This window comes from Vibrio tarriae (assembly GCF_002216685.1).
In the GTDB taxonomy this organism is placed as follows: Bacteria; Pseudomonadota; Gammaproteobacteria; order Enterobacterales; family Vibrionaceae; genus Vibrio; species Vibrio tarriae.
In genome coordinates, this window is record NZ_CP022352.1 from 525,829 (window position 1) to 540,151 (window position 14,323).

General features: G+C 47.9%; 12 protein-coding genes. 7 read left to right on the top strand and 5 right to left on the bottom strand.

The window, feature by feature from the left end:
- Positions 1-4: 4 nt before the first annotated feature.
- Positions 5-1,348, top strand: a complete 1,344-nt coding sequence (locus CEQ48_RS02905; RefSeq protein WP_089070560.1) for a sensor histidine kinase — start codon at positions 5-7, stop codon at positions 1,346-1,348.
- A 151-nt stretch (positions 1,349-1,499) separates the two neighbouring features.
- On the opposite strand, the gene CEQ48_RS02910 is transcribed toward CEQ48_RS02905, so the two are convergent.
- The 5 genes from CEQ48_RS02910 to CEQ48_RS02930 all read right to left on the bottom strand — a co-directional run bounded on the left by CEQ48_RS02910 (position 1,500) and on the right by CEQ48_RS02930 (position 8,160).
- Complete coding sequence (locus CEQ48_RS02910) at positions 1,500-3,134, bottom strand: phosphoethanolamine transferase (RefSeq protein ID WP_089070153.1); 1,635 nt, start codon at positions 3,132-3,134, stop codon at positions 1,500-1,502.
- Positions 3,135-3,506: 372 nt separating this feature from the next.
- Entirely contained in the window at positions 3,507-4,889 is a 1,383-nt protein-coding gene (locus tag CEQ48_RS02915; protein ID WP_198301122.1) for an ABC transporter ATP-binding protein, read from the bottom strand.
- On the bottom strand, positions 4,886-5,677 hold the full coding sequence (locus CEQ48_RS02920) for an ABC transporter permease (RefSeq protein ID WP_198301123.1): 792 nt from the start codon (positions 5,675-5,677) through the stop codon (positions 4,886-4,888). Before CEQ48_RS02920 ends, CEQ48_RS02915 begins: the two co-directional genes overlap by 4 nt.
- A gap of 1 nt (position 5,678) precedes the next feature.
- A complete protein-coding gene (locus CEQ48_RS02925) occupies positions 5,679-6,635 on the bottom strand; it encodes an ABC transporter permease (protein ID WP_089070156.1) in 957 nt (318 codons plus the stop codon).
- Positions 6,628-8,160 carry an ABC transporter substrate-binding protein gene (locus CEQ48_RS02930; protein ID WP_198301124.1) on the bottom strand — a complete coding sequence of 511 codons (1,533 nt, stop codon included), beginning with the start codon at positions 8,158-8,160 and terminating at the stop codon, positions 6,628-6,630. The genes CEQ48_RS02925 and CEQ48_RS02930 overlap by 8 nt, the downstream gene beginning before the upstream one ends.
- Positions 8,161-8,422: 262 nt before the next feature.
- On the opposite strand from CEQ48_RS02930, the gene CEQ48_RS02935 reads away from it, so the two are divergent.
- Genes CEQ48_RS02935 through CEQ48_RS02960 form a run of 6 tightly spaced genes read left to right on the top strand, consistent with a single transcriptional unit; the run spans position 8,423 to position 14,320 of the window.
- Positions 8,423-8,692 (top strand): STAS domain-containing protein, encoded by a 270-nt coding sequence (locus CEQ48_RS02935; RefSeq protein WP_089070158.1) that lies wholly within the window; start codon positions 8,423-8,425, stop codon positions 8,690-8,692.
- Positions 8,693-8,702: 10 nt separating this feature from the next.
- Positions 8,703-9,062 carry a response regulator gene (locus CEQ48_RS02940; protein WP_181710683.1) on the top strand — a complete coding sequence of 120 codons (360 nt, stop codon included), beginning with the start codon at positions 8,703-8,705 and terminating at the stop codon, positions 9,060-9,062.
- Between the two features lie 47 nt (positions 9,063-9,109).
- Positions 9,110-11,275 carry a chemotaxis protein CheA gene (locus tag CEQ48_RS02945; protein ID WP_089070160.1) on the top strand — a complete coding sequence of 722 codons (2,166 nt, stop codon included), beginning with the start codon at positions 9,110-9,112 and terminating at the stop codon, positions 11,273-11,275.
- Positions 11,276-11,284: 9 nt separating this feature from the next.
- Positions 11,285-11,812, top strand: a complete 528-nt coding sequence (locus tag CEQ48_RS02950) for a chemotaxis protein CheW (RefSeq protein ID WP_089070161.1) — start codon at positions 11,285-11,287, stop codon at positions 11,810-11,812.
- On the top strand, positions 11,809-12,270 hold the full coding sequence (locus CEQ48_RS02955; RefSeq protein ID WP_089070162.1) for a chemotaxis protein CheW: 462 nt from the start codon (positions 11,809-11,811) through the stop codon (positions 12,268-12,270). Before CEQ48_RS02950 ends, CEQ48_RS02955 begins: the two co-directional genes overlap by 4 nt.
- 13 nt (positions 12,271-12,283) lie before the next feature.
- Entirely contained in the window at positions 12,284-14,320 is a 2,037-nt protein-coding gene (locus CEQ48_RS02960) for a methyl-accepting chemotaxis protein (protein ID WP_089070163.1), read from the top strand.
- The last annotated feature ends 3 nt before the right edge of the window (positions 14,321-14,323 follow it).

The window sequence follows — 14,323 nt, forward strand, 5'->3', positions numbered from 1 at the left end:
TTTGATGCTGGTCTCGTTTGGGTTCAGTTATTCCAACGCCCAACATGAAGTGGGAGAAGTGTACGATGCCCGTCTTGGGCAGTCCGCCAAATTATTACTGATCGCCACTTCTGTTTCGGCCAATGAATTTGCAGATCGTAATCAGCATGAGCAGTTCGATCTTTGGATGCAGCATATTCAGCGCCTTTCCAAAGCCAATGATGATGTCGCCACACTCTTTGGCCACCCGTATGAACAGTATTTATTATTCCAGTTTTATCGAGAGGGCGAGCTTCTCTTTAGCTCTGATACTCACTTGCCTGCGCTGAGTCTCGGCCGTGATGCGAATGGTTTTAGTGATATCACGCTCAATGGTGAAAGCTGGCGTTATTTCCAGTTGAGTCTCCCTGATCAAGAAAAGGGTAAACAGTATGTTTTGGTTGCAGAAAAGCAGAGCATTCGTGATGAAGCGATTAATGAGATCGCCTTATCCACCGCACTTCCGCAATTAATCTTAATTCTGTGCTTGATTGTGGTTTTGGTGGTGCTGATTGAACGTAGCTTTCAGCCAATCCAAGCGCTGAAAGCAGCGATTGCTCTGCGCAGCATCCATAAGCTAGATCGAATTTATGTCGAAAAGCCTACGGTGGAACTTTTGCCTTTAGTGGAGACGTTGAATCAACTGCTCAATGAGCTAGAGCAAGCATGGCAGCGTGAGAAACGTTTTACTCGAATGGCGGCACATGAGTTAAAAACCCCGCTGACCGTTTTAAGATTGAATGCTGAAAATGCCCTGCGTAGCACCAATCCGGAACAGTTAAAGCAAGATTTAGAACGTATTTTCAAAGGTATAGAACGCACCGATAGATTGATTCATCAGCTCTTAATGCTGGCCAAAGTAGAAAGTACACATACCTTAGCGAAACAGCCGGTTGAGCTGGCAAACCTCATTAAACAAGTGATAGCGGATTTGGCGCCTATCGCTTTTAAGCAGGATCAGCAGCTGAGTTTTGATGGCGAAAGTTCGCGTTTATGGGGAGATGAGTTACTCCTAGGCATTTTATTTAAAAATCTGCTGGATAATGCCATTCGTTATTCCGGCCACTCTAGCCAGATAGCGGTAGAGCTAAGTGACCACGATGGTGAGATTGAAGTGCGTGTGTCGGATACGGGGTCTGCGATTGACGATCTGACTCGTGAAAAAATGTTTGATAACTTCTATCGTGCCAACAGCCAAAAAGGCGATGGCGCAGGGCTTGGCATGTCGATTTGTCGTGATATTGCAGCGCTTCATGGCGGTCAAGTACTCTTGCTGCCACGTACTGATGAGCGCAATACCTTTGTTGTTCGTTTTCGCAATTGCGAATAACGTCCTAACTTATCATGTGACTTTATCCGCTTCCTGCTTAACGTTGTCGCGGTGTTGGCTACGTTCGTTTACCCCAAGCCATAGAGCGTGCCTATGCTCTTGGGGATGCACTCATTTGCCCGCTACCTAAGGCTAAGTTGTTTGGGTATGGCTAAGATTGGCTGGTTCTACACTTCGCAAACAGATCCAAATTGGCTTGGTACGCTTTGGTTGATACATCCATCACGCCGAGCAGTGAGTGAAACAGATTCTGGTGCGCATAAGGTAATTCACTGTTACTGCGCAGGCATGCAACATCAATCCCTTTACTTTGGCTAAACCCAGAGGACATCCAGATGAGGAGAGGGACTCGAGTCTGGTACTCAGGCGCTAGGCTATAGGGCATACCATGCAAAAACAGGCCATTTTCACCTAATGATTCACCATGATCGGAGATATAAATCAGCGCGGTATTATATCGGTCTTGCAGTGAGTCGAGCTTGGCGAGGAGCTGCGACATCACATAGTCGCTGTAGCGAATGGTGTTGTCATACGTGTTTACGATCTGCTCGACGCTACAGTTTTCAATATCTGCTCTTGGGCAGTCAGGCTGGTAAACTGCCATTTCTTTTGGGTAGCGTTTAAAGTAAGTGGGGCCGTGGCTACCGATGAAATGCATGAAAATCATTCGGTTGCCCTGCTGCGTGGCGATCTCCTGATCTAAATTCTCTAACATCGCAATGTCGTAACAGGTGTCGCCATCGCAAAGCCCTTCTCGGTTATCTCTAGCTAACTCTTTTCGCGGGATATTCTTCGCGACATTTTTATCGCCACCGTCATTTTCCTTCCAGAGCAGACTGATGCCCGCACGCTGCAGAATATCCAGCACATTGTCTTGGTTGTCCGCTCGGGAGCGATCAAAATTTTGGCGATTCATGTTGGAGAACATACAAGGCACTGAAACGGCGGTTGCTGTACCGCAACTCGCCACATCTTTAAAAAAGATCGGCTGGAAAGGGGCGGTGTAAGTATTGGTATCGCGCGGATAACCGAAGTATTGGTAGTTTTGTACTCGTGCGGTTTCACCTAACACAAAAAACACTAAGGTCGGCTTTTGGGTTGCGTGACGAACGGCGCTTGGCTTTTGCTGCGCATCCTGACCGATCTCCTGATACACCATTGGCTCCGTGAAATAACGCTGTTTGACTAACCCAAAACTGCTGTAGAGAAAATGGGTCGGGATGATCATTTTTTTGAGTGAGCTGTTGTTGCGTCCAACGGACGAGTAATTCTGATAATAAAGCCCAGCGATCACCCCAATCACGACAACGGAAACCAGCATGGATAGCCCCTTTTTCATCAAAAAACGCAGGGCACTTTTTTCTGGGCGGATCGGGGTAAAAAGCAGAGCTAGCGCAGGCACGAGGCCCAACCCGAGCAACCAAAGTACAGAGTAGATCGTGAGATAAGATCCCGCTTCGCCGCGGTCGGTTTCCAACACATTCACTAACATATCTTGATCGACAATCACACCGTATTGAAAGCCAGCGAAGCTGATTAAGGCCGACAGCACAAGTAACACAGCAAAAAAGGGCTTGAACAAGTAAGGCCAACTGAAAATCTGGAAGATAAAATTCAGAGCAAACAGGAAAAAAAGCGGAATAGAAAGAGCAAACCCCCAATGAATTTGAGAAGCCTGAGCGAAGATTTGCTCTAACTTGGCGTAAACCGGTAGATTGATCGGCAATGCGAAATAGACTGCCAGCAGAAATACCAACTGATTATATGAAAAGGCTTTTAGCTTCATGATTCGTATGCATACCTCAAAATTGCGATTCCATTGATGGATGCTGACTCCCAACAGTTTCTTGGCGATACAACACTTAAAAACTCAACGAAGAGTAATGAAGAGGCTCTCCGCACAAGTGAATGAGGTAGGATATTTTCAACATGAGCTCTTATACATGAACCCATATAAGAAAAGTCACCTAAACTAATTAGAAACTTAGCAACGGTTTCTTAATAAAACCTTAAGAAAACCAGAATCAACTTCATTATATGCATTTGCTAACATATAAATTGATATGTAGTGTTGCTTTCAAAAATAATTGCGATCTATGTCTATCATCTCAGTCCATTTACCCTGTAAAAGGGCTGAGATGATTTGGCCTCATGTGGGTTACAAAGTGAGGATGCGATGACAAGTTTTCTCAAGCATGGTTTTTTCATGGCTAATTAACACCAATGCACAGCCAATTTCTTGAGTTAATTCGATAATCAGTCTGAGAGTGCTGGTGGCCGTGATGGGATCCAACCGAGAGGTAGGTTCATCCGCCACTAAGATCTTGGGGCGAGTCAGTAAAGCGCGCAGAATCGCAAAACGTTGTAATTCTCCGCCTGAAACTTGATTGGCTTTGCGTGACAGTAAGTTAGGTGACAAAGCGAGGCGTTCCAGTAAACGAGGAATTTGGCTGCGTTCGACCGTATGCTGACGACACACATCTTCCAATAGTGTCTGTAAAGTGACGCTTTTCGCCAAGGCGCTAGGCGGATCTTGATAGAGTTTTAGTGCTTTACCTACCGGGATCGCTTGTGGGCGATGAATACGGCCTTGGCTGGGCTTGAGTAACCCGAGTAATAGATCGGCAAGGGTAGATTTTCCGCAGCCGCTGTCACCACTGATGCCAAGAACTTCCCCGGCGCTGAGGGTAAAACTGAGCGAATCAAACAAGCACTTCTCCCCGCGATGCATGGCGATATTGTCCACGGTCAACAGGGGCTCTCCTGTTTTACTCTGCGGTGTTGTTGGCCAATATCTGGGGTCGGCGCTAATCAGCGCCTTGGTGTAATCTGATTGAGGATGGCTCAACACTTGTTGGGCTGGCCCTTGCTCTTGAATAACACCTTTGCGCATCACAATGATGGTTCCACCCAGCTTTTCGGCAACTTCGATATCGTGAGTGATGGTTAACAACGCGCCACGAGTTAATTGTGCTTGCAATAAGGCAATGATTTGATCGCGGCGGCTGGCATCTAAACCTTTGGTTGGTTCATCGGCGATAAGTAAAGGCGCCTGCGTTTGGGTGGCACACAAATAGGCGACGCGCTGCGCCATGCCGCCAGAGAGCTGATGTGGGTACTTGCTCTGATCCTGATGAAGTGCCACTTGCTGAAAAGCGGAGTCGGTTAATGCTGCGCTAGCGGCGTGATTGCCCATCACCAAGCGATGCACCTCCGCCACTTGTTCGCCCGCGCGCATGATCGGGTTGAGCGCATGCCAAGGCTCTTGGGGCAAGACGGCAAGTTGTTTTCCCCATAGCGCTTCACGTTCTGCTTGAGTTCGCTGATGTTGATATTGGCCAAATAACGCAATCTTACCTTGGCTGCGCAGCCCGGCGGGCAAATTGCCAATAATCGCATTCGCCAATAAGCTTTTTCCCGAGCCCGTTTCACCTAATATCGTCAGCGCTTGGTGAGCATGCAGTTCAAAGGACAAGCTTTCGACTAAGGTTTCTTGCACACTAGAAATCGCGAGTTGTTGTACAGAGAGGAGCGCGGTCACGATATTTTTCCTTTGGCCAGCAGTTGAAAACTTAACACTAAAATAAACACCACTAAGATGGGTTGGGCGAGTACCCAAGGGGCTTGGTGATAGTAGCGAAAGAGCTCCACCATCATCATGCCTAATTCCGCTTGGGGTGGCTTAAGTCCAACATAAAGAAAGCCGATGGAGGCGAGCGCTAAAATCGCGTTGCCCGCACCAAAACAGGCCAGCGTGAAGAGATCTTCCCTTAGCTCAGGCCAAAGATGTCGGCGAAATAGATACCAAGCATTGAAGCCATACAATCGTGAGGCTTCAATTTGTGGCTGTTCAAGTAATGAGAGGGTTTTGCTGCGCACTACGCGGAAAAATTCCACCCATAACATTAAGGCAATGGCGAGATAGAGGATGAAAAAAGAGCCCGGCACCATAGCGCCAAACAGTAACACCAAGATTAAACCAGGCATGGCCAGCAACATGTTGAGTAGCCAAGAAAAGCCTCTATCCCACCAACCGCGTTTCCATGCTGCGACCACGCCAGTGACTAACCCCAGTAACGCGGAACTGCTTACGCAAGCGACGGCCATGGTTAACGAGGTCGCAATTGCAGAGCTTAAACGTGCGAAGTTACTGCGCCCATAGTGATCGGTACCCAGCGGTTCACCCCAACTGGGGGCGGCTAAAGCGCGATTGAGATCTTGTTTGGCCGGATCGCCGCCATACAGCAGATGTTCGATCAGCACGAGCGTCACGAGCAAAATCAGCAGGCTAACGCCAAGCCATTGTGGTTTCGATAAGTGCAGTTTCATGTTAGGCCTCTGGTTGAACATGTCGGCTTAAACGCAGTCGAGGGTCTAATGCGTATTGGGCTAAGTCGACCAGCGTATTGAGCGCGACAAACAGTAATCCCATCACCAGTGCAGAGCCTTGGATCATTGGAATATCGCGTTGGAAAATCGCATGTGACAAGGCATGCCCCACACCGGGCCAAGAGAACAGGGATTCAATCATCACTATCCCTTCTACTAAGCTCACCGCCTGAATGCCGACAAACGCCATAACAGGAAGGGCGATATTACGCTGTGCGTGGCGCGTAAAGGCTTGCTCGTGATTCAAACCTTTCAAACGCGCGAAAGCGTAATAGGGAGATTGCAACACTTGAGCGGTGGCATTACGGATCATGCGACTCGACATTGCTGCCATACCCAGTGCTAAAGCCAGCGCAGGCAGAATAATGAACTTGGGATGACCAAATCCAGCAACAGGCAACCAATTCAGTTGTAAGGCAAACAGGATGACAAGCCCTAAACCAATCAAAAATACTGGCTGCGCTTTAATCATGATTGAGGCGAGCAGGGCAAGGTTATCTGCCCACCGATCTGTGCGTTTACCGCAATAGACCCCAACTGGGATCGCGATAAACAGCGAGATTAGTGTCGCAGCGCCCGCAAGTAAAAGGCTGTGTCCGAGATTATGCATAATCGCATCAATGACGGGCTCACTACTGACCAGAGAATTGCCTAAATTGAGATGCAGTAAATCCCACAGCCATTGCAAGTAAAGCTCAAAAGCGGAGCGATCCAAACCTAACTCAGCACGTACCGCAAGCGCGGCTTCGGCATTGACATAATCATAGCCGTAGCGACCGGCTGCAATGCGATAAGCCACATCGCCCGGGATAAAGCGCATCAAAATAAAGGTCAGTGTGCCAACGGACCAGGCCACAAAGAGGGCCTGGTAAAAACGGTGAACAAGAATCTTAGTCATTGAAACTCATCTGTGCGACGCGGTAGTTAATTTCAAAGGGATCGAATGAGAACCCCGCGACTCGTTTATTGACCGACACAATTTGACGGTAATAAGTAACAGGGATGAGCGGCATCTCATCGGCCAGTAATTGAGAGGCTTGGGCGGCCAATTGCTGATAACGCGCATTGTCTGATTCGGTCGAAAGCTCAGCCAGCAGCTGGCTAAATTGAGGTGATGACCAATTGGTAGGTCCCCAATCAGAGCCTTGATGTGTTGCAAAATCACTCAAAAGCAGTGGCAGCGGATCGGCAATGGTGCCGAAGTTGCGAGCAATCAATGCCATTTCTAGGGTGCCATCATGATGTTTGGCGGGGATGGCACTTGAGTTATCAATCGCAATATCCACTTGAATGCCAATCTCTTTGAGCTGGGCTTGTAGCGCGGTGGCGATCAAAGGTAGTTCAGGGCGATCAGCATAAGTCAGCAATTGAACTCGGAACGCTTGGCCCTCTCGCTCCAGTAAACCTTGGTCATTGAGTGTCCAGCCTTGATTGGCTAGCAGGGTTTGCGCGGTGACTAAATTACGTTGCGGTTGTGTTTTTTCTGCTAAGTACCAAGCTCCGAGTGCGGGAGAAAAGAGCTGATACGCTTCTGATCCCGGTAACTTAAGTACCGATTGAGCAATACCTTCACGATTGATTGCCAAACTGATTGCTTGACGTACGTCGGCGTGATTAAGCAAAGGGTGTTCGTTATTGAGTTTGATCAGAACCGTACGCGGCATGGATTCAATATAGAGATCCAAATCATTACTCTGCTGCAAGCTGGGGATGCTAATAGGATCAAGCGTGTAGACCAGATCGGCCTGCCCAGTTTGTGCTAACAAAGCGCGGCTTTCTGAACGATGGCCTGCAAGATAATTGATGGTTTCGATATTGGCTGGCTTACCCCAATAGTGGCTAAAACGGGTGACGCTCGCCTTATGAGGAGCTTGCAACTGCGCGATTTGATACGGGCCAGTACCAGAGAGTCGAATCACGTTACCGCTGGCATCATAAGAGCTCGGTGCAGCAATCGCGAGTGAGTAGTGAGCAAGTACAGCTGCCATCGGACGATATACAGTATTAAGTTCAATCACCACGTCATTGTTTTGAGAGGTAATCGCTTTGATCGGCACTTGTTTTATCACCCCAGGTTTACTCAGCGCATGATTAAGCGCCGTTGCCACCGCTTGTGCTGTTAATTGACTGCCATCGTGAAATTGCACCTCGGGACGTACTTGAAAACGCCACACCAATCCATCGTCACTCACTGTCCAGCTTTTTGCCAACAAAGGGTATGGCTGTGAGTTCTCATTGATGCCGACCAAGGATTCAACCACTTGCAGACGCGAAAACAGGAATCCGTCTTTAGACAAATCTTGGCTATTAAACTCAAAGGGGCCTGAAATCTCTAGCGAACTCGGTGCAGGTTCCGTTTTAGTCAGCCAAAACGCTGCGCTACCGAGTGCCAAAACTAAACCGAACAACAACCTTTTTTTCATCAAAATGTCCTTAATTAAAATGTTATAACATAACAGTCAATTAAATCATGAGAATGAAAATCATGTCCATATGTGTCTGGTTGAAAAAAGAAACAATCTTGATATTCGCTGATGTTTGCTGATTGTTGAAGGCTCATCACACTACGACTTTGGTGAGAGATATTCTTGTTGCATTTGATAATTGGCTAATCCCTCCTAAACTCAAAAACAGAAAGTAGGAAAATAGTTGATTATTCGATTCATCTGAAAGGTTTGAATTTCCATGTTGATACTGAATGAAATTCTGGACATTGCGCACGTACAAGAGTGCAAGCAGCAGTTTTTGCCGTGGATGACCCAAGACGAACCGATAGTGATTGATGGAAGCGCGGTTGCTAGAGTCGATGCGGCTGGTATTCAACTGTTGGCTTCCTTATTTATCACCGCACAACACAATGGACAGCAGATCCATTTTGAACAGTTATCCGACGTGTTAGCAGAAGGACTTGCCCTACTGGGGATGGCCGACCTGATGCAGCTAAAGAGTGAATGAGGGAAACACTATGGCAAAAGTTTTGGCAGTGGATGATTCAATTTCGATTCGACAAATGGTGTCTCATACTTTGCAAGATGCGGGCTATGAAGTTGAAACGGCAGCCGATGGGCGTGAAGCTTTAACCAAAGCACAGAAAACTCGTTTTGACGTCATAATATCGGATGTCAACATGCCCATCATGACTGGTTTTGAGTTTGTGAAAGCGGTGCGCATGCAAAGCCAGTACAAATTCACTCCCATTTTGATGTTAACCACTGAAACCAGCCCAGAAAAAAAACAAGAGGGTAAGGCAGTCGGAGCGACAGGATGGCTAGTCAAACCCTTTAACCCAGAAACCCTGCTAAAAACTTTGCAGCGCGTTTTGTAAAAGCTGAACTCTCAAATAATCAAAACTATTCAGTGGGCGGGTGAGTTATGGCTTTAGATATGGAACAACTGCGCAAGATTTTTCATGTCGAATGCCGTGAAAATCTTGAGACTTTAGAAGGGGAACTGTTGCAACTGGACCCTTCTCAGGTCGATCTTGAGGTGCTCAATACGATTTTTCGTGCGGCTCACTCGATAAAAGGGGGAGCCGGAACTTTCAATTTGCATGAGATCAGCGAATTCACTCATGCGGTTGAAACCTACCTCGATTTAATCCGTAACCAGAAAAAACAGCTCACCGCTCAAGGTGTCAATACACTGCTCAAAAGCTGCGATGTGATCCGCAACATGCTGGATAGTCGGGAGCAAGAAACTGCGATTGACGAAGCCTTGAAACAACAAGTTGGGGCAGAGCTGCAAGCTTTGTTAGCGGATCAGGGAGCAGACAAGGTCGTCGATAGGGCAACCAGTCAAGTGCAGCCAGTGGCATCCAATACAAAAGCCAATTCTATTGAAACCCCTGACGCTACAGTTATGGCGCAAGGTTGGTGCATTCGTTTTGTTCCTCATCAAACGCTGTTTTATAGCGGTAATGACCCGCTGCGCATCTTACGTGAGCTGCGTGAGTTAGGATCTGAATATCAAATAGAGTTAGACCATCAAGCCTTACCCGAGTTGGCCGAAATCGATCCTGAACTCTGCTATTTAAGTTGGACGATTCGATTAACAGGAGAGGTTTCGGAAAACGACATTCGTGAGTTGTTTGACTGGGTTGAAGATGAGTGTGATTTACACATATCCCCAATACTCTGTGACGATGCCATCGGTCAGATCGGGGATGAGCAGGACGCTTCTTCAGTTGCCCTTCAAATCAGCACCCAAGCTCAGGTCGAGCCCGTTGCCATCGCTAACTTACCTGCGGTAGAACCGCCGGTTGCAACTGTCGCTCCTGTCATCTCTAACCCCAAAGAGTCCGCGACTAACAAGCCTGCGAAAACGGACTCAAGTGTTTCCTCTATTCGCGTCGATATCGAGAAAGTCGATAACCTGATCAATCTGGTCGGTGAGTTGGTGATTACTCAATCCATGCTCACCGAACTGGGCAATGACTTTTCTATGGATAAGTTGGATAAGTTAAAAGCCGGTTTAGCGCAGCTGCTGCAAAACAGTAAAGATCTGCAAGAAAACGTACTCAACATTCGCATGTTGCCGATGAGTTTTGCATTTAGCCGTTTTCCTCGTTTAGTGCGAGATTTGTGTGGTCGATTGGGAAAAAAAGTCGAATTACAAATCCAAGGTGAACAAACGGAACTGGATAAAACCGTGCTCGAACGGATTGTTGATCCTCTCGTGCATTTGGTGCGCAACGGAATCGATCATGGTGTTGAAATGCCGGATGTCCGCCTTGCCAAAGATAAACCTGAAACGGGAGTGATCACGTTAAAAGCCTTTCACCAAGGTGGCTCGATCATTGTTGAAATCAGTGATGATGGCGCTGGAATTGATTGTGACAAATTGTGGCGCAAAGCGGTGGAAAAAGGGGTGTTAGAACCCCAGACCCAACGTAGCGATCTGACTGATAAACAGATCATCAATTTAATTTTTGCGCCCGGTTTTTCTACCGCAGAACAAGTGTCTGACATCTCTGGCCGTGGCGTCGGCATGGATGTGGTGAGACGCAATATTGAAGAGCTCGGTGGACAGATTGAAGTGGATTCAGTATTAGGCCGCGGAAGCCGTTTTACCATCAGCCTGCCTCTGACCTTAGCGATTTTGGATGGTCAATTGGTCAAAGTAGCTGATCAGGTTTATGTCATTCCGCTACTGACGATTGTCGAATCGATTCAGATCAACACTGCCAGTGTTAAACATGCTGCAGGCGGGATCGAACTCTACCGATTGCGCGAAGAGAATATCCCGATTTTACGTTTGCAAGATGAGCTTGCGATGGGCCGCAGTGGCAGCTTAGAGAAACGCTTGCTCTGCTTTGTCGAATCGGCAGGGCACAGGGTTGGTTTGCTGGTGGATGATCTGCTTGATCAACAGCAGGTGGTGATCAAAAGCCTAGAATCGAATTACGCCAAAGTGGCTGGCATCTCAGGAGCCACGATTTTGGGGGATGGCTCCGTCTCTTTGATCCTCGATATTCCTGGGTTGATCGCGCACTTTATGAAGCGTAGTTCATCTTCCTCTAATAAAGGTATAGCGGCATAAGGAGTAGGCATGAATTCAGCGAATCTGACCACATCATCCAGTTCTTTCCTTGAGCCAATCTTATCGATGGATATGGGGCTGACTGGGGGCGCAGATTTTTTAAGCTTCATCTTGGGAACTGAGCTTTACGGCGTGACCTTATCTCATGTGGAAGAGATCCGCGTTTGGGAAAAACCTACGCCTATCCCGAGAGCGCCGCATTTTGTTAAAGGGGTGATTAACCTGCGCGGCATGATTGTTCCCATTATCGATTTACGTCAACGATTTGGACTCACCCAATACGAGTATTTGCCAACAACGGTTGTCTTGATCTTGAGTGCTCGCGAACAAGAGCAAAAACGCCTGATGGGTTTAGTGGTTGATTCCGTCAGCGATGTGATTGGGCAAGGCGATTCGCCACTGCACCCTGCGATAGGTGAGAGTATGGTGGTGCCTTTTTTAAGCGGCATTTTGAATGTCGGGGATGAGGTGATGTCACTGCTGGACAGTGATGCGTTGCTGGATATGGACCGAATCCTCAGTGAGGGACAAGCATGATGCAGCGTGAATTTCTCAGTTTCGTTTTAGATGATGAAGAGTACGGCATCCCGATCCTAGAAGTGCGTGAAGTGCGTGGGTGGAGCCCAGTGCGCATCCTGCCTAATGCGCCACCGTTTGTGATTGGCTTGCTGGATATTCGTGGCGAGTACATCCCGATTGTCGATCTCAAACGCCGTTTAGGCTTAGTTCCGGTTGAAATCAACGCGACCACAGTCGTGGTGGTGATTAACGCGGCGAACCAGCAACCGTTGGGGCTGATTGTTGATGCAGTGGCTGAGGTGTATGCCTTGTCTGAGCAAGAGATCAAACATGCGCCCAGTATTTCCACTGTGATCGGCAACCAATACGTGAAAGGGATTGCGGCAGTGAAAAACAAACACTTAGTTCTTATTGATATTGATGCGTTGTTTGATGTTGAGACGCTGCGCTTAAGCACCACTGCCGAAAGCATATAACGAGGGAAGACACATGGCATTTTGGAATCGTAAACAACAGGTTGCGCCCCAGTTTGTTGAGCCAACCAAGGAGAGCGTCAGTAGCGAATTTGACGAGCCAGAAACTCAAAATGGCTTATCCAACTATCAGCTACTTTCCGCACTCAATGCAGCGCAAACGGCATTGATGATGATAGATCGCGATTTTCGGATCACCTTCTTCAATAATCAAACGCTCAAGTTGCTGAAGAAACATGAAGCCTTGTTTCGCACGGTATGGCCTGATTTTCGTGCCGAAGCCGATTTTTTACAGGGTTATTGCATCGACCATTTTCATCTTAATCCTCGCCATCAGCGCACCATGCTCGCAGATCCGAGCCATTTACCCTATACCACAGTGATCAACATCAAAGGGGTCAAAATCGAGTTGATTGTAGGCGCGATTATTGATGATCGCGGTGGGTACATTGGCAATACCTTGGAATGGCGTGATGTGACAGAAGAGCTCCTGCGTGAGCAGCAAATAGGTCGTTTAGCTTCGGCGGTCGAAGGCATGACGACCAACCTGATGATGGCGGATAAAGAGGGAATTATTCAATATCTTAACCCCGCACTGTTGCAACTGTTGACCCACCGTGAACCAGAACTCGCGCAGGCCTTTCCCGGCTTTAAAGCCGCAGAGTTGGTGGGGAAAAATATCGACATTTTCCATAAAAATCCTGCACATCAGCGTTCGATCATCAGTAACCCCGAACGTCTGCCCTTTACCTCCATGATTAAAGTTGGGTCTTTAGAATTTAACCTGACTTGTATTGCGATGCGCGATACGAAAGGGCAATACATAGGCCCCGCTCTGCAGTGGATGGATATTACCGAGCAACGTGATGGTCAGCGCCAAGTGGAATCCTTGATCCAAAAAGCGATCAAAGGTGACTTACACGACCGGATTAACACCAGTGCTTACAACGGCTTTATGCGTGAATTAGGTGATGGCATCAATAACTTGCTTAACACGCTTGTGGAGCCATTGGGCCAGTGTATTACGGTGATGAGTCGAGTGGCAGAAGGCGATCTCAATACCAGCATGTCTGAAGAGTACCAAGGCGAATTTGGTCGATTAGCTAGCGCTGTCAACGCTTCGATTGTGAACTTACGCAATATGGTCGACAAAATTACCGTCTCATCTGCTCGCGTCGCGACCGCTTCTACAGAGATAGCGGATGGCAATAACGATCTCAGCCAACGGGTAGAAGCTCAGGCCTCTAACTTGGAAGAGACCGCCGCCAGCATGGAAGAGATCACGGCGACGGTGCGCCAAAATGCGGATAACGCGAAAGATGCCAATGTACTTGCGACCGATGCCGCGAAAAAAGCGACCAGAGGTGGCGAAGTGGTTGGTGAAGCCATCAATGCAATGGGGGCGATTAACACCGCCAGTAAGAAAATTGCTGACATCATTAGCGTGATTGATGAAATCGCTTTCCAAACCAATTTGTTGGCCCTCAATGCAGCGGTGGAAGCCGCGCGGGCTGGCGAGCAAGGCCGCGGCTTTGCCGTGGTTGCCGGAGAGGTGCGCAATCTCGCCCAGCGTAGTGCTGGAGCGGCAAAAGAGATCAAAGGTCTGATTAACGATAGTGTCGATAAAGTGAATGAAGGCTCCCGCTTAGTGAATGAATCTGGCTCGACACTCAAAGAAATCGTCGAAGCCGTGGTGAGAGTCTCAGATTTGATTGCACAGATTGCCGCTTCCAGTGTTGAGCAATCAACCGGTATTGATGAAATCAACCGAGCGATTGCTGCCATGGATGAAATGACTCAGCAGAATGCTTCGCTGGTGGAAGAAACATCGGCGGCGAGCCAATCACTCAAAGACGAAGGGAAAGAGCTGCTCAATCTGATGAATTACTTTGTCACCGAGAACAATGTCACCACCTTTGAGCGCAAACCTCGCCAGTCAACGCCACCAAAAACCAAGCCTGCTGTTGGCATGCATAAAACGCCAGTACATCAGGCTGTGCATAAAATGCCGCCTCGTACTGCAGAAGAAGGTGACGAGTGGGAAGAATTCTAATTT

Excerpts from the sequence above, each read along its gene's own strand:
- CEQ48_RS02905 (WP_089070560.1), top strand. The coding sequence starts at position 5 with ATGCTGGTCTCGTTTGGGTTCAGTTATTCCAACGCCCAACATGAAGTG.
- CEQ48_RS02910 (WP_089070153.1), bottom strand. The coding sequence starts at position 3,134 with ATGAAGCTAAAAGCCTTTTCATATAATCAGTTGGTATTTCTGCTGGCA.
- CEQ48_RS02920 (WP_198301123.1), bottom strand. The coding sequence starts at position 5,677 with ATGAAACTGCACTTATCGAAACCACAATGGCTTGGCGTTAGCCTGCTG.
- CEQ48_RS02925 (WP_089070156.1), bottom strand. The coding sequence starts at position 6,635 with ATGACTAAGATTCTTGTTCACCGTTTTTACCAGGCCCTCTTTGTGGCC.
- CEQ48_RS02930 (WP_198301124.1), bottom strand. The coding sequence starts at position 8,160 with ATGAAAAAAAGGTTGTTGTTCGGTTTAGTTTTGGCACTCGGTAGCGCA.
- CEQ48_RS02935 (WP_089070158.1), top strand. The coding sequence starts at position 8,423 with ATGTTGATACTGAATGAAATTCTGGACATTGCGCACGTACAAGAGTGC.
- CEQ48_RS02940 (WP_181710683.1), top strand. The coding sequence starts at position 8,703 with ATGGCAAAAGTTTTGGCAGTGGATGATTCAATTTCGATTCGACAAATG.
- CEQ48_RS02945 (WP_089070160.1), top strand. The coding sequence starts at position 9,110 with ATGGCTTTAGATATGGAACAACTGCGCAAGATTTTTCATGTCGAATGC.
- CEQ48_RS02950 (WP_089070161.1), top strand. The coding sequence starts at position 11,285 with ATGAATTCAGCGAATCTGACCACATCATCCAGTTCTTTCCTTGAGCCA.
- CEQ48_RS02955 (WP_089070162.1), top strand. The coding sequence starts at position 11,809 with ATGATGCAGCGTGAATTTCTCAGTTTCGTTTTAGATGATGAAGAGTAC.
- CEQ48_RS02960 (WP_089070163.1), top strand. The coding sequence starts at position 12,284 with ATGGCATTTTGGAATCGTAAACAACAGGTTGCGCCCCAGTTTGTTGAG.